Origin of the sequence: Mesorhizobium sp. M7A.F.Ca.CA.001.04.2.1 (genome assembly GCF_003998485.1) — a bacterium.
Lineage (GTDB): Bacteria > Pseudomonadota > Alphaproteobacteria > Rhizobiales > Rhizobiaceae > Mesorhizobium > Mesorhizobium ciceri.
Map to the genome: position 1 here is coordinate 37661 of NZ_RZQT01000017.1, position 17724 is coordinate 55384.

Here is a 17724-nt window from a genome sequence, read left to right on the forward strand (position 1 = left end):
TACAGACTAGTCCGACCGCAGGATTGTTCCCCGGGATTGTAGCGCGCATTTTGTCCGATGTCGGGGGCGGATCGGACCGCTACTCTCCAAGCGACCTGACTGACATGTTTAAGGCACCTCCTTTTGACTGGGAGGCGTTGCCGTTTTGCGGGAGGTAAGAAAATGGCACTGGTTGGTAGGCAAGATGATGGAATTCTTGGTCGCCAATATGGAAGTTTCGGGGGAAAGCCTGTCTCCGCCTTGAGAACGCAAGGTGACCATGCTTCCGCTTGGCATCAAGCACCACAACGGTTCGACAGCGTTGCTGTCGAGCCACGGCAGAGCAGCCTTGCATCTGTTGTGAGAATGCTTGATCGCATCGGTTGTGGCTACCTGATCCTGAACAGCGACAGGAAGGTCATGGAGTGGAATTCAGCCGCTCAAAACACCTTGGAGCGCGAAGGCGAGGCAGCCGATACGGCCAGCAAGGTATTTGCTGCGCTGAGACGGCTGATCGCAAACGTGCCGGGCAATTTTTCTCCTGGCACGCTTTCATGGGTGGTGATCCGAGGCATGGGCGACAGGCCCCTGATATTGAACGAGAAGGGCATAGCAACGCCTGACGCGACAAGCATCGTGGCGCTGCTGGATCGTGAAAACAGGTCCGGGCCAAATCCCCAGACGCTGCAAAGAATGTTTGGTCTGACGAGTGCCGAAACGCAGCTCGCACTGCGCTTGGCGCAGGGCGATGCCCCTTTGGAAATAGCCCGCAAGCGGCGCTTGAGCCGGACCACGATAAGGTCGCAGCTGGCGTCGCTGTTCGCCAAGACCGAAACACGGCGACAGGCGGAACTGGTAGCTCTTCTTGGGCGCATATGCGTTTTGCCGTGAGGCAAACGCCTTTACCATGCGCGCGCACAACAGGCTTGTGCGCGCAATCTGTCGCTGATGTGCTTGTCGGCCAGCCTCACCTTACCGCCGTCGCGTGCGCACCCGGCCCAATCTTGGGCGGATTGCAAACACGTGATTAAGCACGTGCCAGCCCGCCACCTTCATGACCGAAGGCCGGAAGATCTGAATCCCATCCAGGAACGTGGTCAACCAGGACTGCTGGTGGAACCGCATGGGAATACGAGCAACCCGCAGCGCCCGCAGCAATGTCTCGGGAGGCGGGAGATGGTTGCGGTCTTTGATGAGATTCCAGTTAAGCTGCTTGACGGCGAGAGTCACTTCGTCGACCTCGCGGAAACTCTTTGACGTGGTAATGCTTGGATGGCTCGTTGCATCATAAAAGGTAAGCGGATCGCTTATCGCCACCATGTCCCCATGGCTGGCTAGATCGACGAAGAACAGTTGATCCACTCCGGCCGGAATCTCTTTGTGCGTGCGCATCAAGCAGCCGGCACGAATGACGTCGCTGTTGATCAGCAATGTGGATGGAATGATCCCCAGGCAGCGTGTCGCGCGCACCAGATAGAGGTCCATCAGGCACTGCTGGCTGGAATAAAGGGAGATCGCTTCCTGCTCCTTGGGGACTTGGCGAAATCTCACTCGCTTGTCCTCGATTATGTTTGCGGCTGACGTCATGAAGGCGACCGACGGGTGCTGTTTGGCAACTTCGGCGAATGTCCTGAGTGCACCTGGCGCAAGCCAGTCATCGTCGTGCAGTAACTTGATCCACCGTCCAGAGCAAGCCAGCATAGCGTTGTTGGTGTTCTCCACCTGACCGCGACCTCGGCTGTTCTCGATGATGCGGATGCGAGGTTCGCTTCGTGCATAGTCGGTCACGATAGCCCAGGTCTCGCCCTCCGGTCCCTCGTCGTCGCTCACGACCAACTCCCAATCGGAGTAATCCTGACCCAGGACGCTGTCGATCGCCCTGCGGATCGTATCGGGCCGGCGAAAGGTTGGTATCCCGACAGAGATAAAAGGGCGTGACCATGAGACATCGGCACGGTCATGCTGGGTGACCGCAACTGCCGCTTGAAGATTGTCAACCGACGACGAATTCATGGTGTTTTTTCCTCGAGACATTCATGTTGGATGCACGTTGCAGCGCCTGCTGGTTGAGGGTCGTGGGTCAACAAATACAGCGATGCTGCCATTTTCAGAGCGAAACCCGACGCGCCGCCGGCGGCCATGAAATAGATGACGGTGACTGGCTGCCAGCCCGCCTGGGCGCCGGCGAGCAGCGGGCCAAACACGAGAACTGCTCGTACGAGGTCGATGACCAGTCTTGTTCCTTGCCGCCGTAACAGAGCGGGAACGTCGCTAAGCGGAGTAGACAACGCTTGTGCCGCGCCCATCAGCGCCAGTGCGGTCATGATTTCCGCGGTGGGCATCCAAGGCTCGCCCAGGAGCGGAACGACCACATAGGGCGCGGCGAGTCCAAGCAGCAATATCGGCACCGCGGTAAAGCCGGCAGCCAGCAGGAGAAGCCCGCGTGCCACGCCAAGCAGGTGTCCACGATTGTTGTTCTGGTTTGCTTCGGCGACAAAAACATTGCTGAGCGGTGAAGCGATCAGCGTCACTGGACCGGTAACCAGGCGCGTTGCCACGCCCAAATATCCGGCAAATGCGGTGCCGAACAGCCCACCGACAAGAACTGCCGGAAGATTGTTGATCGCTATGCTCGCGAGTGTTGCGGGGATATCGAACAGAGGAAATTTGTATTCCCGCCGGGCCTTTTCGAACACCGCACGCCAAGGTGCCCGGGCGATGCCGCGCAAATCCTCCCAGCTCGTCACCCGATAACCGATATACCCGATAAAGACGAACTGGCTCAAAATATGGGCATGGATCATCGCTTCGCCGCCGAGGTTGGCGATGCCGAAAACCAATTGCAGTGCAGCCATGCTCGCCGGCAGGATCAGCCGCCCAAGGGCAAAGTCGCGCAAAAGCCCGGCACGCAGGCTCCAGCAGTTCATGGCTTCGACCAGACCTGCGCCTCCCATTCCGATCGGAATGAGCCAGGCGAGCGAACCGAGGCGGTTGGGAGCAAGGTTCGACAGCATCTGTCCGGCCGAAAAGGCCAGGACGGTGGTCACGAACACAGCCAAAAGGATAAGCTTGACCGTCACATAGGCCTGGGCGCTCCCCTTAACCCCATAGAGTGACGCCTCGAAGCGCAATGCTGCGACCCCGGCGAGTATGTTCACAATCGACAGATAAATCGTAAAGATGCCGAAATCCGCAGGCGAATAGAGCCGCGCCAAGACCGGAATCGCAGCAAGAAGGGTGAGTTGGCCGACAATTGCCATCGCCGACACTTCACCAGCTGCACGAATGATCGAACCGATCGTGCTCGGCCGAACAGCGATGATGGCTGTGTCGGCCGCGGGAACCATCTTGGGTCTCAGAAGGTCGCTCAGTGCCATCGGTTCGCGCTTCCGAGGGAGGCAAATATCGGGGATTGCCGCAGCCTACGATGCACACCGAACCTTGCCATCATTCACCTGAATGACGCGCTCTGCGGACAGGCTGCACCCTGAATCGTCCGGGCCGCTCCCTGGATGAACCGCCCCCGGATCGTCCGCGGCCCAAGGACGAGCCTGTGCTTGGTCATGCTATCTGCTCGCGCAAGAGGTCGGCGCTATCCTCGAGCCGATATCCGGCATGTTTTTTCAAGTTCACTTGCGTGAGGACGCTGCCGACGGGTACCGCAAGAGAACCGTTGCCCTGAAGGAGTTCCAGCACCCCGCGAGCGAGGGTACGTGGCGTTTTCCTCCATCGGACGGCAAAAAGCACCGCATCAGCCCATCCAGCCAGAAATTTGGCTTCCGGCCGCCCGAGCGCCGACGGCAGGTTTATGATGACGATGCGATAGGTCAAGTGCAGATCCGCCATCACTTTGCCCCCATCCTCGCAGGACAACACCGCCAGCAGATCGTCCGACGGAGCAGCGGTCATCACGTCGATGCCGATTTCATGCAGACTGGCCACGGCGTTTTCCAGGTTGCTGCGATTGCAGACATAGTCAGCGAAGGAATGGCGGCTCTTGCGCTCGCTGAACTGATGCAGGAACTCGAGCGTGAGTTGAACGCCCTTGCGTTCAAGATCGATCAAGAGAACACGACCGCCCATCCGCGTGCCGGCCAGCGCCAGACTCCATGCGAGCTCGGTCCCCCCATCCTCCGGGACGCTGGAGGTGACAAGCGCCGTGTACGACGAACGAGCCCTCAGCGCATTGGGCGCCGCAGCAATCAGCAACGACGTCACGGCGCGGCTATAGGCGGAGCTGCGCTCGCCCAGGACAAGGGTTCGCAGTCGTTTGGCATGCACCCTGCCTGCTTCGGGAATCTGCCCCATACATGGAACCTTGAGCACCGCTTCCGCCTCGGTCTCACCGCGGAAAGTCCGATCGAAGTGATTGCGCATCGTGACGAAAATCGCGCCCAGTATAGCGAACACAATCATCCCGGGCGGAACAAGGAAGATGGCGGGCAAGGTCTGCGGGATGGTCGGCGGCCATGCCGCCGATAGGATGGAAATTCCAGCCGAGGGAACTCCGATACGCCGCGTCAAATCCTGTTGCCGGCCAAGAAGTTCGTTGTATCGCTGGGTCAGCAAACTGACCTGCGGCTCGAGAACCCGCAACCCGGAAAGCCGGCTGGCGGTGTCGGCCATGACCGCATCCAAAATGGCCTTCCGGCTCTCAAGAGTGGCGATCTGGGCACGGAAAATGTTTGCGTCCGCAGCAATCTTGTCGATGCCTTGTTCGACCTTGCTTTCGGTCATGTTTCTGAGTTCTTGGTCCGCAGGCGCGCGAGCCTGTCGAGCCGCGAGATCGGCAAGTTCAGGCCCGCCAATGGCTTCGGCCACGGAGACGAAAGAAGCCCCCTGCGCTCGAAGCTCCTGAACATGTCGCAGCCGAGTTTCCACAGCGGCGAGATCTGCGTTTGACATCGACAATTGCTGGCTGAGGTCGGCCCGTTCCCTGGCTGCATTGTCCGCCGAGCCTTGGTCGATGGCTCCGTGGCTCAACCGATATTTCTCAAGGCGGTCGGCCGCTGCCTGCAGATCGTTTTGCAGCCTGGGCAGGCTGGTGGTGATCGCATCGAGTTCTTGCTGGTCGGATGCCTGCCTTCTCCTTATCAGATTGTCGACATAGACCTGAGCGAATGTGTTGGCCACGAGCGCCGCCCGCGCGGGACTGTCATCGGCGAAAGCGACGGAGACTACTCTCGATCGCAGCTCCTGCCCGACCCGCATTCCTTGCCGCAAGGCTCTCAATTCGGAGGCATCCTCGGCCTGTGAATCGCTGATTGTTTTGTCCGCTCCTGGCCACAGTCGGTCCAGTAGACCACCGGCAAGCGAGCGTGTCCTCGGGGGAGGGATGGCAGACGGCTCAAGCCGGGAATTCCCGCTAGCGGAATTGTCCTGTCCGGTTTCAGCCGCACCTGTCTTGCGCAGTGCCGCCATGACGCGGCGCAGATGGTCTTGCGACGATAGCATCGTGATGTGGTCATCTATGCTTGAATCGACGAGGTCCTGCGAAGACGGGGCGCCGACGGGCAGTGAACCGCGCGATGGGGCGTCGATGATAAGCTGAGTAGTTGCCTCGTAGAGAACCGGGCGAAGACTTCCCAGCAACCCCGCCAGCAGCCCGCCCAACACAGCGAAGGCAACAATAGACCATTTTCGCCTTGCCAGAATCACGAAGAGTTGGTGCGACGCGGTGGCCGGCTCGACATATTCGCGCAATGACCGCACGTGCACTCTGCCTTCGAGAACCGGTGCTGGTGGTTGATTGATCCGTGGCAGCTGGATCGGGCTGATTGCGGAACCTACCATTTTATACTCCTGCCAGATCGGGTTCATGAATTGGGCCGGTTTGCTGTGCTTGCCGGTTGGCTCGGCTCCGCCAGGCCTGGAACATCAATGCGGACCACAATTCGCGCGAGCGGTTCTGGCCATCAATGTGATCGCGCCAGCAGGCGTCGATCTTCGCAGCGTCCAATACGTCACTGCTTTCTGCTCGCATGTCGGCGAGAAGATCGCTGGCCCAGTTGCGCAGCGGACCCCGCAGCCATGCTGCGATAGGGACATCGAAGCCCTGTTTCGGACGCTCGATCAGGTGCTGCGGGAGATAGCGGCGTAGCAATTGACGAAGAATCCATTTGCCGGCGCCATCACGAACTTTCATGTTGGATGGCAGCCGCCAGGAGAATTCGACAACGCGGTGGTCAAGCAGAGGACACCGGCCCTCAAGGCTGTTGGCCATAGTGGCACGGTCCAGCTTCACCAAGATATCGCCAGGCAAGTACCCCGCCATGTCATCGCACAGAAGACGGGAGAGCAGGTCGTCAAGCGGCGGACCGCCGTGGCCGTAGATTGGTTCGGTGGGCCGCTGACGTCCCAGGTTTTCAGCCTGTGGCCGCGCCAGCCGCTGAAACAATTCGTCTTCATTCGATGCCGTGAGCAGCCGGGCGAGACGTTCCATCCGGTCGCTCCGGATAAAATGCCTCGCGCTCGCAGAGAGTGGCAGTTTGCCGATGACATCGTCGCGTCCTGCGCGTGCGAAAAAGCCTGCCCCTGCCGCCAAGGTTCGGCGCAGTTGTCGGGGCAGGCGCAGGTGTCGTTTCAACCGCTCCGCCATGAAGTGGCGGCCGTATCCTGCGAAGCATTCGTCACCGCCGTCGCCCGACAGCGCTACGGTGACGTGCTGACGAGCGAGCCTGGCAACGAGCAAGGTCGGTATCTGCGATTCATCGGCGAAGGGTTCATCCCAGACCTGCGGCAACTCGGGAATGACGTCACGTGCGGCGCTGGGCGAGAGGTGAAGTTCGGAGTGGTCGGTGCCCAGATGACGGGCAACGGCCGCTGCGTATGGAGCTTCATCAAAGCCGCCCTCTGCGAACGAGATCGTGAAACTGCGAACCGGCTTGCAGGATTGAGCCTGCATCAGGGCGATCACGGCTGAGCTGTCGATCCCGCCCGACAGGAAGCCACCCAGAGGGACGTCGGCGATCATGCGTTCCCGCACGGCCAGCCGAAGCCGGTTGTCCAGTTCGTCAACCAGATCTTCGTCGGTGCCGGTAGCGGGGTTCCGTCGCCCATCGGCTGCAACGTCAGCCAGTGACCACCAGCGGTGAATGCGTTGGGAAAGACGGTCCGCGCTGCGGTCTTCGGCATAATTCGCCGCGGTGATGGAAAGGACGGAACCAGGCGGCAGTTTGAACACGCCTCGCCAGATACAGAGATGGTCCGGCACCCATCCCGTTGAAAGCATTGCCGCCGCGGCATCAAGATCAAGGTCGGGAGAGAAGCCCGGAAAGGTGTTGATCGCCTTCAGCTCAGAGGCGAAGACCAATGCGTCTCGGGTCGAAGCAACATAGAGGGGCTTTTTGCCCATCCTGTCACGGGCCAGATAAAGGCTTCTTGTCTTCAGATCCCACAATGCGAACACGAACATTCCGGCAAAGCGTTTGAGGGCGGTTTCAAGCCCCCAATGCTCGATTGCGCTGAGCATCACTTCGGTGTCGCTGGCGCCTTGAAAGGTTTGGCCCGCACTCTCGAGTTCGCGACGCAAATCGCGAAAATTGTATATCTCACCGTTGAAAGTGATCACGTACCGGCCGCTGGCAGAATGCATCGGCTGGTGCCCGGCGGCTGACAGGTCGACAATTGCCAATCGCCTGTGGCCCAATGCGATTCCAGCCTCGCGATCGGCCCAGAGCCCTTCGCCATCCGGGCCCCGGTGACGCAGCGATGCGGTCATCCGCCCGATCGCTTGGAGCGGCTTTATGTCTGTGGCATCGGAAGCCAATAGAATTCCGGCGATCCCACACATTTAGGGCACCCTGGGCTCGGCAAGTTGCGGCCGAAGTGCGGTCGGATTTCCGGCAACGAGGCAGAAAGCCAGCGAAAACCACACGATCGGATGGCGGATGATCAGGTGAGGCATGCTGAAGATTATCGTCGACGCACCGAGCACCAGCAGCGCGTCGAAGCCCGCTCGCCAGGCAACCGACATTGCGGCTCCCACGATCCAGACCAATGCCATCACCGCAAGCAATCCGCCCTGCAGGTAAAGGTCAAGAACGGTGTTATGGGCCTCGAAAGGGCGCTGTAGAAATTGACGGTCGGCGACGGGCGGGCGCTCGAGGTGAGGCCCAGGGCCTAATCCCAGGGACCCGGATTTCAACCCCGTTTCCACCGCATCCTGCCACAGATAGAGCCGGAGTTCGAATGTTTCGAGTGTCGCTTCCCCACCCTGGTCCTTGGTAAGGCTCTTGGCAAAATGGGCGACGCTGGCCTCTTCGGTGAGCGCGTACGGCGTCATCGCCAGCGCTAAAGGCAAGGAACCCGCCAACAGCACAATTGCTGCCAAGCGGGGCAGGCTGGCGCGACCGCTTGTTGCGATCCATGCACGAAGCCGCAATCCGAGAAAGACGAGGCAGCTCAGGATACTGGTGTAGAGATAGGTGTCGCTCTTCGTCAGCCGGCCGACATAAAAGGTCAGGATCAGGCTGGAGAATGCGAGCAAACGGCGCCATGGGTTGCGGGTGGTCGTGGCAAGGTGCAAAGCCAGGGGGCCAAAAAGCGCGCAATAGAGCGCAAGTTGGTTCGGGTTCTCGGACCAGCCACGGAATCTGTCCCAGAACCAGGGGTCGACGCCGGGCTGGTGGGCCACCCCAAATGCCAATCCCAGCTGAATTACGAAGCTTCCATTGGCGATGGCGATCACCCACCAGGCACTGCGGCGAAGGTGACGATCGGCGTCGGGCTCCGCGGCCGCCAGGCATGTGAAGCCGGCCAGCAGCATGTAGGCCATCACGTCATGTACCAGCCCGGTCAAGTAAAGGACGGTGGTCAGGTAGCCGACGATCGTGCCGATTCCCAAAGCCAGCGACAAGATCAGCCAGAAGCTCGCCAGTTGGACAAAAGCGGGTGTGACCTGGAGACGACCCCCGGCGAATATTCGTCCAATCGCCAGAGCGATCCAGATCGCGATGAACAATTCGCCATAGCCGAGCGACAATCCCGGAACGGCCAGTTGCGTCGCGTAGGACATCGCAACTCCCAGGGCGAGCAAGGCGTCCCGGATCATTGACGTGCTCCGCCCCGGTGATCTGCGAGGCTGCCCTCAAGTGCGACAGCAGGGAGCGGTCGCGGAAGCCCCGCGCGGAGTGTGTTTTCGTACAGATCGCAGTACTGATCGACCACCAACGGCAGGGCAAATCGCTCCCGCACAAGTTCAGCGGAACGGGCGCCCATTGCCTTTGCCCCAGCGCGGTCGGACAGCAAGTCTATTGTTCGCGAGGCAAGGGCATCGGCGTCATGCGGTGCAACCAGGTAGCCATTCCACCCGTCTTCGACGACGTCTCTGCAGCCTGGCATCCTGGAAGCCACGATTGGCAGTCCCGAAAGCCCCGCTTCCAGCAACACACGCGGTACTCCTTCGCGATACTGGGTGGGAAAGGCGAATACATCGGCCATGCCGAGGAGATCAGCGACATCGCGTCGTGGACCCAAGGCCAGCACATGAGATGCGTGCCGGTCGATCTCGGACTTGTCGATTGCGAATGAGCCTTCGGATTCTCGCGGGCCGACAAGCACAAATCGTGCTGCTGGTCTTTCGGCCACGACGCGAGGAACCGCCTCGAGGAGGGTTCCCACACCCTTCTGACGGGTCAAGCGGCCGACAAAGATCACCACTTCGGCGGACTGGAGGCCGAGTTCCCTACGCATCTTCGTTGCCGAGGACCCGAGATGGCGCACCGTTGCGAACGCATCGACATCGATTCCGGAACTGCGTATCAGTCGCGAGCTTCCGCGACCGGTCAGCCGAAAGCGCTCGAAGAACAGTTGGTCATCACGATTTTGGAAAACGGTCGCCGCCGTCCACGAAGACGCGAGCCATTGCAGCGCGCAATAGACCGGACGCAGGGCCAAAGCGCGAGGCGCCAGAGATGAGAACGTCCAGCCCAGCCCGTTGATGGTGCGAATAACCGGAACTGTTCCCCGCATGGAAAGGGGCGTCAACAGATTTGGCTTGGTGTCGAAACTCTGGATGATGTCGGGCCGAAGCTCCCGCATCAATCGGCGCATCGTTCCGAGAGCACGCCATTCCCCGCCGCCAGATGCAAACCGGTCGAAGGAGAACCTGTGATGCGAAATGTCATGCCTTAAAAACGGTACGGGAGAACCGCTCGAGACCGCCGTAACGCGAAAGCCTTTCTCTCGCAGCGCGATGAGGAAGGGAACTCTCAAGGCGTGATCCTCGCCTCCCACGCAGACCAGATGTGGGTTCATCTGCCTCTCCCCAGCGCACACGGCGGGCAATCGAGTAACTGACGCTCTCGATGCTGCCACGGCCCGGTTTCATCACCTATGAGCGCATCCCGCGCGAGTGCACGCTATGGGGAGGCCGGGTTCCTGTCCTCGTCCGTTTGAATGACACCATGATGTTTGGAAAGGGGTAGGACCAGTGAGGCGAGATTCCCTCGCAGTGGGGAGCGCTAATGTCCCTCCTGTCTTGCCGACGCAGTCTCACCGGGACGCGCCCACGGCATTGCCTGAAGTGGGCACGATGAGTGGCTGGAGTAAGGCGTGGCGGACCTGAGCTCCGCGGCTCGCTGATGGGCGCGAAGTTCGGACGCTCGGCCCAAACGACTGTCGGCGAGGCCCCAAGACCTCGCCGACCTTTTAAGGCATTCGTCGCTGGAGCGTCAGGTGACCAGGAAAGACGATGCGGTAATCGACAGATGCGGAGAGAGGCTCGCGAAATGGATCTGGTTTGCGCCTCCGACGCCGTCGCTGTCGAAAGAAAGAGCTCCGGTCGAACTGTTGTAGATAATGTGATCGGAACTGTCATGCGCCGCTTTGCCGGCAAAGAAAGCGTCCGACGAGAGGCCCCCCTGATCGAGACCGGCAAAGATGGAATGGTCGAGGTGGATCTTGTCCTGGGCTTTGTTGAAATCAGTGATCCTGTCGACGTTTCCAGAACCAAGGGCGGTACTGAACACGAAGGCATCTCTGCCCCCGTGCCCGGTCAACGTATCGGCCCCGCCGCCACCGTCGATCTTGTTGTTACCGGCATTGCCGTGAATGGTCTGTCCGAATTCGTTGCCGGTCAGATTGATGGCGGCCTTGCCGGACGCCTTGGTGGTTGCGAGTTGCTCGATGTGCGAGCCAGCCGAAAGAGCGAAGCTCACCGAGGCAAGAACCTTGTCGAGGCCGCTTCCTCTCTGCTCCACCACCTTGTCGTGGGCATTGTCGACGTAATAGGTGTCATTGCCGCCATAGCCGGTCATCTTGTCGGCGCCACCGCCGCCATTGATCTTGTTGGCACCACCATTTCCATAGATGGCTTGACCGAATTCGTTGCCGGTCAGGTTGATGGACGCCCTGCCACCCGAATTGGCGGTGGAGAGCTGCTCGACATGTGATCCCGCCGTAAGAGCGTAACTCACCGAGGCCGCGACCTTGTCGAAGCCCCCGTTTGGCGCTTCCATGACCTTGTCATGAGCATTGTTGACGAGATATTTGTCATTGCCCCTGGTTGCGTGGAAAACGTCTGCGCCGCGCGTGCCATGGAAGACATGATCGCTTCCCGACGGGGCCGGCGCGGTGGGAGCAGGGGTGCCGACGTGAGTAGGAGGTGTGGTCGGTGTGCCGACCGGATCACTGACCGGGGGCGTGGCAGGATCACTAACCGGGGGCGAGACCGGGGCATGGGTGCCCTCGAGATTGTGCTGGAGGAAAAAGGCTTTCAGTTCCGAGGCGCTTTCAAGCGCGGTGTCGCCATTCTGCGTTCCCCATTTATAGGTATAGTCAAAGGCCGGCGACGGAACCAGTGCGGCCCAACGATCAATCATGGCCTGCTCCTGGGCAGCGGTGGGCATGACAAACTTGCCGCCAGCGCTGGTTTCCCAGTTGCCACCACCGAACGCTTGGTAAAGCGGGACGATCTTGTCAATCGGGATGCCTGCTTCACCGGCAGCCGCAACCATCTTGTCGATATGGGTGTAGTCGGGAGCCGAAGTGTTGTTGATGGGGTAATAGCCGATACCGTAGAAATCGATGCCCGTATTCGCCGGATTGTAAGCGGCGTGGGCCGGGTCGTTCGGGTTCATGTAGCTCGGCGAGCCATCCGTGCCCAAGTTCATCATCGTGATGAAGGTCTTGGCGCCGGGAACATGAGAATGAATCCAGTCGGATTCCGCCTTTAGGTTTGCAGCGGTTGCGTAGCTGCCCCACTTGCCTGTCGGATCAGGCTCGTCGCTAAGGTAAAACCCGAAAACATTTGGATTACCTATGAAGGGAGTGACTTTATCAATGAAAGACGAAGTTACTCCGTCGTGCTCACCGAGATAAACCAAGCCTTTCATGCCATCCGGCAAGGCATTGACTTGCGAAACGTACTGAACATCAGCCAGATTGAATCCGGCGGTTGCGATCTCGGCGGCTGATCCACCGGACGCGTAGTGGAGTGTCATCCAAAAATCCTTTGGTTGATTCGGTTATGCCCCACGTCTGCTTAGTTGACGGCGCATATTAGGCCCAAATCAAATACGACACCCGCTGGATAGAATCTTTGATCGCCGACAGGATTGCTGCACAGCAGGAGATGTTCCGCTTCGGGTCAACCGAAGTCTTTTAAAACAGTGCCGCAACAACAACATAAGCCCCTCTCATCCGGCTCATTGTTGAGCCGCGTGATTGGGAAATATCCGCCTTTTCCAACCGGGTTATCCCCAACTAAGGGAAAGCCATTGAGGATGCCTCGGCACATGAACCGAGGCTTGCGCTGACGCCCTCGCGGCTCACCCGCCAACTTGACGGTCGAAAGATCGTGCCGCTTGCGGCGTGAAGCGGCCACCTATCGCTGCTTTAGGAGCACTTTCTGCCTTGATCCTATTTAAAAAATCGATGGCCCAACTCTCGTTTGAAATATGATCCGACCCAGCGCATGGAGAAAAAGTCATCTCTCCAAAATATATGTCACCGTTAATGCTGTACAAATCGACCCTGACAAACTCAACATCCCTAGATATCGTTTCCGCGATCTCGATCATTTTTTCGAGATTTTCCGGCCTTTCTACGTTTTCTGGCAGTTCATAACCATACATGACATCAATCTGCTTAAAATCCGGAAGAGAAAAGACAGCCCTTTTATGATCAACAAATCTACCGACGTCGACCTGAAGATAAATTGCCTTGCCGCGAACGCAAAAGAATTTGTAGTCACTTAATTCACCACCAGTAGAAATGTTGTCTTCGACAATTAATTTCTTTTCCATTTTATAATATTGTGTCTCTCGCCCAATATTGAAGTACGACCTCTTAGAGAAATTTAAGAATTCCTCTATGGTTTTCCTATTGAGCGGTTTGTCGAGGAATATAATTTTTCCAGAGGAATGGGTCGGTTTCATCACGAAATGACGTCCGAGGAAAGGCTGGATCCAAAGTAAAATGTCATCTGCCGTCGTATTTCTATCTATCTTGAATACAGAGATCGTCTTTGGGATTTTAAGGCCTGCGATTCCACTAGCTATGTATTTAGCATAATGCTTATCAACGCAAATCTTCTCCAGGTATCCCCATCTATTTCGTATCATTCTGTCAAATATAAAATCATTTATCGTAGCCGATTGACTGGAAACCCGTCTTGGGAACCTATTGTTCCCGTTAAAGAATCCCGCTGCTGCTATGGGGTAGTTCAGAACGTAGAAATTCGGGGTTATCAAGCTGACCCTATATATCGTTTCCCAGACAGCTCTTCTTAATTTCCGATACTTCTTTTCCACGCAACACCCCACTAGGCGGATAACGCACCGGCTAACGCGGCGTCCGCTCTGATAACGACGATGGCGAAGGCGCGATCCGCCTCCTTGGGCAGGTTGGCAGCCGTCACAGATGGGGCGGGTTCGAACCCGTCGGCCAGCGCCCCGAGGTGAACGAGCCCTCCAGTCGCCATCCCTGCGCATGCGTTAAACACAATACGTCAGGCTCGATCACCGTCCTCCTCCGTTTGAATGACGATCCGGCGTGCCGGCCTGACGGTCGTCAATTTGCCGCCTCTGGAAGTCTGGGAGACTGATGGTCTGCTCGGGTGATTGGTGTATCGGGGCGAGATCAAATACAGAATACAGAACGACAAAAGGTTTGATTGATCTAAGTTGTTGCTCCGCATCAGGTATTTTGTGTCAACGACCGTGGCGTCTTTGAAAGTGTGTGGAAGCAAGGACATAAGCCCCTTTTGCGTGTTCCATTCTGGACTGCGTTACTAGCGTGAATTGCCGTTTTTTGGGGGAGTTATCCCCAGCCTGTGCACGCTGCGGGTCGCGTTTCGTTGGTCCTGCGCCACGAATCCGCTGCATTTTCCTCAAAGTCGACGTATGTAAGCAGAGCGTAATAAGGGGGGCGACGGATAGCGGCTGCTATGCGCACCAAGAAAGGTTTGAGCCATCACAATTTACGGAAGTAACGGCGCGGCAGTGTCGCGCGAACGACCGCTGGTCATGAAAACATCGGGGGCCGGTTCTCCCGAGCTGCGTTCCGCCATTCTCGCCTGCATGCCTGGGCTGCTTGGCGTGGCGCTGTTTTCGGCAGTGATAAACATTCTCGCCCTGACCGGTTCGGTTTATATGTTGCAGATCTACGATCGCGTTCTGCCGTCGCAGAGCGTTCCCACCCTGGTGGGGTTCACGATCGGCATGCTGGGCTTGTATGCGGTCTACGGGCTCCTGGATTTCGTGCGGCTTCGCGTGCTGGTCCGCATCGGCAGTCTTCTCTATAGAAATTTGCAGGAAAAGGTGTTCTCCATCTCCCTGTCCTTGCCGCTCAAGGCAGGACGTGATGCGGGCCGTCTGCAGCCTTTGCACGATCTTGACCGACTGCGCGGCTTTCTTTCCGGAACGGGACCGACGGTCATCTTCGACGCTCCGTGGATCCCTTTTTATCTGGTGATCATTTATTTGCTCCATCCTTTGCTCGGCTTGTTGGCAACCGTCGGCGCGATCGCCGTGGTCCTCCTGACGGCGGTTGCGGAAGTCTTTAGCCGTGGTCCGGCCGCGCGCGCCTCCGAAGACTTGTCGTCGCAACGGGCGCTTGCCGACTCCGCCCGGCGCAACGCCGAGGTTGTTCATGCAATGGGGCTTTCTGGTCGACTGGCTCGACGCTGGAGCGACGTCAGCCGCGCATATCTTGGTCAGCAGGAGCGCCTCTCGGATGTCGTCGGTGGCGCCAGTTCCTTCTCGAAGGCGCTTCGCATGGGTCTGCAATCCGGCGTTCTGGGGCTCGGTGCCTACCTGGTCATAGGTGGTGAAGCTTCTCCTGGGGTGATTATCGCATCTTCCATATTGCTCGGCCGGGCCTTGGCCCCAGTTGACGCGGCGATTGCAAACTGGAGAGGTTTTCTATCGACCCGGCGCAGCTATAGCGAGCTGGCAGCTGTCATGGCTGCATTTGGCAGTCAGGACGATCCGATGGAATTGCCTCGTCCACAGGCACGATTTGCCGTCGAGCAACTGACAGTCGCGCCGCCCGGCCTGACAAGACCGACCGTTGTAAATGTAAGTTTCCACCTGTCGAGGGGGGCTGGAATGGCCGTCGTCGGCCCGAGCGGCTCCGGCAAGACGACGCTGGCCCGTTCGTTGGTCGGGGTGTGGAAGCCGCTCCATGGCTCGGTGAGATTGGACGGCGCCTCTCTCGATCAATGGAACTCGGAACATCTCGGCGCCCATATCGGCTACATGCCGCAGGATGTGGAGTTGTTTGACGGCACGGTAGCAGACAACATTTCGAGGTTCCGAGGCAAGACGGATCCAAAAGGCGTCCTTGCGGCGGCAAGAGCCGCCGGCGTCGAGAAAATGATCATGCAACTCCCTCAGGGATTTCAGACCCGCATCGGGGAGGGGGGAGCAGCCCTGTCGGCAGGGCAGAGGCAACTCGTGGGTCTCGCCCGAGCACTTTATGGCGAGCCGTTCCTTGTCGTGCTCGACGAACCGAACTCGAACCTCGACGTGGATGGAGACGCTGCCCTGGCCGGCGCCATACGGGCAGTGCGTCAGCGCGGGGGCATCGTCATTGTCGTTGCGCATCGTCCCTCGGCACTCGCCAACATCGATCAGGTGCTGGTTATGTCGAATGGGACGGTTCATGCCTTTGGCTCGCGCGAGGAGGTCTTGGCGAACGTGCTCCGACCTTCACCGCCTGTTTCACCTCGGCCATCTTCTTTGGCGCCGATACCGGGGGTTGCCGGGCATGCATGAGGCTCTGCTCGAAACATTCGTCACCTTCTCGTCCTTTGCCCGGACCCTTCGTGGCAGCAAAGGGCCTGCCGTGAGCTCGCCAGATCTGCCGGACGGTATACGGGCCAACCTGATATTCGGCTTGGTGATTACAGGTCTGCTGGTCCTCGGCGGCGGCCTGTGGCTGGGATTGACCAAGATCGCCGGCGCCGTGGTTGCACCGGCCACCGTGGTGGTAGAAAGCAACGTCAAGAAGGTCCAGCATCAAACCGGAGGAACAGTGGGCGGGATCTTCGCGCAGGACGGAGATCATGTACGAGCCGGCGACGTGCTGGTCAGGCTGGATGACACGCTGACACGCGCGAACCTGCAAATCATCAGCGAGGATCTCGATCGCGCGACCGTTCGCCTCGCCCGGCTGGAGGCCGAGCGCACGGGCTTGGCGGAAATGCAGCTGCCGGTCGGCCTGAAAGCGCGAATGAACCAACCGGAGCTGGCTGCGCTCGTCAACGGCGAACGCGCTCTCTTTGAAACGCGCTCTTCGGCTTTGGCTGGACAGAAGGCGCAGCTGAGAAGCCAATCCCAGCAACTTGAACGTCAGATCGACGGTCTTAAAGCGCAACAGAGCGCGGTGGATGAATCGGTTGCCCTGCTGAGCAAGGATTTCGCCGACGTTGATTCCCTCTACGCCAAAAAACTCGTCTCCAAGGAGAGGGTAAGCAACATCAAGTTGGATGCCACCCGGGCCAGGGGAGAATCGGGTCGCCTCGCTGCAGCAGTAGCTGAAGCCCAGGCGCGCATCAGCGAAACGGGGTTGCAGATGCTGCAGCTGGATGACCAAAGGCGCACTGACGTGACGACCGAACTCCGCGAGACGGAAGCCAAGCAGACCGAACTCAACGAACGGAGGATTGTGGCGCAGGATGAACTGACCAAGACAACGATCCGCGCGCCACAGTCCGGAACGATACAGGAATCGGCTGTCCATACCGTCGGCGGCGTTATCGCGCCTGGCGAGATGCTTATGACCATCGTACCTGATGCCGACGATCTTGTGGTGGACGCGCTGATCCCTCCGTCGCGGGTCGACGATGTCCGGCCTGGGCAGCCGGTGTCGATCCGTTTTCCGGCGTTCGACGTGGGAACCACTCCGGTCTGCCAAGGGTCAGTGAAACACATCTCGGCAGATCTGATTAAAGACCCGCAACGTCAGCTTTCCTATTTTTCGGCGCGTATCAAGGTTGAAAGCAAATCGAGCTGCCTGACCGAAGCGAAGGTGCTGAGGCCAGGTATGCCCGCCGAGGTTCATATCCGCACCGACGAACGCAATGTCTGGTCTTATCTGTTGAAACCCTTTGCGGATCAGATGTCCAAAGCGTTTACGCAGTGATGGCGAGGTGGAGGAGGGCGTGACCAATAGGATATCGGGATTTCTGGCGGCCCGACGGCTTTTGGGGGCGGGCGGCCGTCGAGCCTAACCGGCGACGCGGGGATGAAGCGCCTCCGGCTGGAGGAAACATGCGCGTTGTGTGACGCTACCGCATCA

At 58.8% G+C, this 17724-nt stretch carries 11 protein-coding genes; 3 read left to right on the forward strand and 8 right to left on the reverse strand.

Annotated elements, in window-relative coordinates:
- Positions 1–162: 162 nt before the first annotated feature.
- Positions 163–870, forward strand: coding sequence for a helix-turn-helix transcriptional regulator (locus tag EN955_RS08175; RefSeq protein WP_024502429.1), 708 nt, complete (start codon positions 163–165; stop codon positions 868–870).
- Positions 871–951: 81 nt separating this feature from the next.
- On the opposite strand, the gene EN955_RS08180 is transcribed toward EN955_RS08175, so the two are convergent.
- The 8 genes from EN955_RS08180 to EN955_RS08215 form a co-directional block, all read right to left on the reverse strand.
- Complete coding sequence (locus EN955_RS08180; protein ID WP_024502430.1) at positions 952–1992, reverse strand: glycosyltransferase family 2 protein; 1041 nt, start codon at positions 1990–1992, stop codon at positions 952–954.
- Entirely contained in the window at positions 1989–3356 is a 1368-nt protein-coding gene (locus tag EN955_RS08185) for a lipopolysaccharide biosynthesis protein (protein WP_024502431.1), read from the reverse strand. Before EN955_RS08185 ends, EN955_RS08180 begins: the two co-directional genes overlap by 4 nt.
- A gap of 184 nt (positions 3357–3540) precedes the next feature.
- A complete protein-coding gene (locus tag EN955_RS08190) occupies positions 3541–5772 on the reverse strand; it encodes an exopolysaccharide transport family protein (protein WP_024502432.1) in 2232 nt (743 codons plus the stop codon).
- Position 5773: 1 nt separating this feature from the next.
- Entirely contained in the window at positions 5774–7771 is a 1998-nt protein-coding gene (asnB, locus tag EN955_RS08195) for an asparagine synthase (glutamine-hydrolyzing) (RefSeq protein ID WP_024502433.1), read from the reverse strand.
- Positions 7772–9031: an O-antigen ligase family protein gene (locus EN955_RS08200; protein ID WP_024502434.1), complete on the reverse strand. Its 1260-nt coding sequence runs from the start codon at positions 9029–9031 to the stop codon at positions 7772–7774. It abuts the gene before it with no gap.
- Complete coding sequence (locus tag EN955_RS08205) at positions 9028–10236, reverse strand: glycosyltransferase family 4 protein (protein WP_024502435.1); 1209 nt, start codon at positions 10234–10236, stop codon at positions 9028–9030. Before EN955_RS08205 ends, EN955_RS08200 begins: the two co-directional genes overlap by 4 nt.
- Positions 10237–10652: 416 nt before the next feature.
- Entirely contained in the window at positions 10653–12422 is a 1770-nt protein-coding gene (locus tag EN955_RS08210) for a calcium-binding protein (RefSeq protein ID WP_024502436.1), read from the reverse strand.
- 327 nt (positions 12423–12749) lie between these two features.
- Positions 12750–13733, reverse strand: a complete 984-nt coding sequence (locus EN955_RS08215) for an ATP-grasp fold amidoligase family protein (protein WP_164752739.1) — start codon at positions 13731–13733, stop codon at positions 12750–12752.
- Positions 13734–14447: 714 nt separating this feature from the next.
- Between EN955_RS08215 and EN955_RS08220 the strand changes: the two genes are divergently transcribed.
- Positions 14448–16199, forward strand: coding sequence for a type I secretion system permease/ATPase (locus EN955_RS08220; RefSeq protein ID WP_024502439.1), 1752 nt, complete (start codon positions 14448–14450; stop codon positions 16197–16199).
- On the forward strand, positions 16192–17568 hold the full coding sequence (locus EN955_RS08225; RefSeq protein ID WP_024502440.1) for an HlyD family type I secretion periplasmic adaptor subunit: 1377 nt from the start codon (positions 16192–16194) through the stop codon (positions 17566–17568). Before EN955_RS08220 ends, EN955_RS08225 begins: the two co-directional genes overlap by 8 nt.
- Positions 17569–17724: the final 156 nt, after the last annotated feature.

Excerpts from the sequence above, each read along its gene's own strand:
- EN955_RS08175 (WP_024502429.1), top strand. The coding sequence starts at position 163 with ATGGCACTGGTTGGTAGGCAAGATGATGGAATTCTTGGTCGCCAATAT.
- EN955_RS08180 (WP_024502430.1), bottom strand. The coding sequence starts at position 1,992 with ATGAATTCGTCGTCGGTTGACAATCTTCAAGCGGCAGTTGCGGTCACC.
- EN955_RS08185 (WP_024502431.1), bottom strand. The coding sequence starts at position 3,356 with ATGGCACTGAGCGACCTTCTGAGACCCAAGATGGTTCCCGCGGCCGAC.
- EN955_RS08190 (WP_024502432.1), bottom strand. The coding sequence starts at position 5,772 with ATGGTAGGTTCCGCAATCAGCCCGATCCAGCTGCCACGGATCAATCAA.
- asnB (WP_024502433.1), bottom strand. The coding sequence starts at position 7,771 with ATGTGTGGGATCGCCGGAATTCTATTGGCTTCCGATGCCACAGACATA.
- EN955_RS08200 (WP_024502434.1), bottom strand. The coding sequence starts at position 9,031 with ATGATCCGGGACGCCTTGCTCGCCCTGGGAGTTGCGATGTCCTACGCG.
- EN955_RS08205 (WP_024502435.1), bottom strand. The coding sequence starts at position 10,236 with ATGAACCCACATCTGGTCTGCGTGGGAGGCGAGGATCACGCCTTGAGA.
- EN955_RS08210 (WP_024502436.1), bottom strand. The coding sequence starts at position 12,422 with ATGACACTCCACTACGCGTCCGGTGGATCAGCCGCCGAGATCGCAACC.
- EN955_RS08220 (WP_024502439.1), top strand. The coding sequence starts at position 14,448 with ATGAAAACATCGGGGGCCGGTTCTCCCGAGCTGCGTTCCGCCATTCTC.
- EN955_RS08225 (WP_024502440.1), top strand. The coding sequence starts at position 16,192 with ATGCATGAGGCTCTGCTCGAAACATTCGTCACCTTCTCGTCCTTTGCC.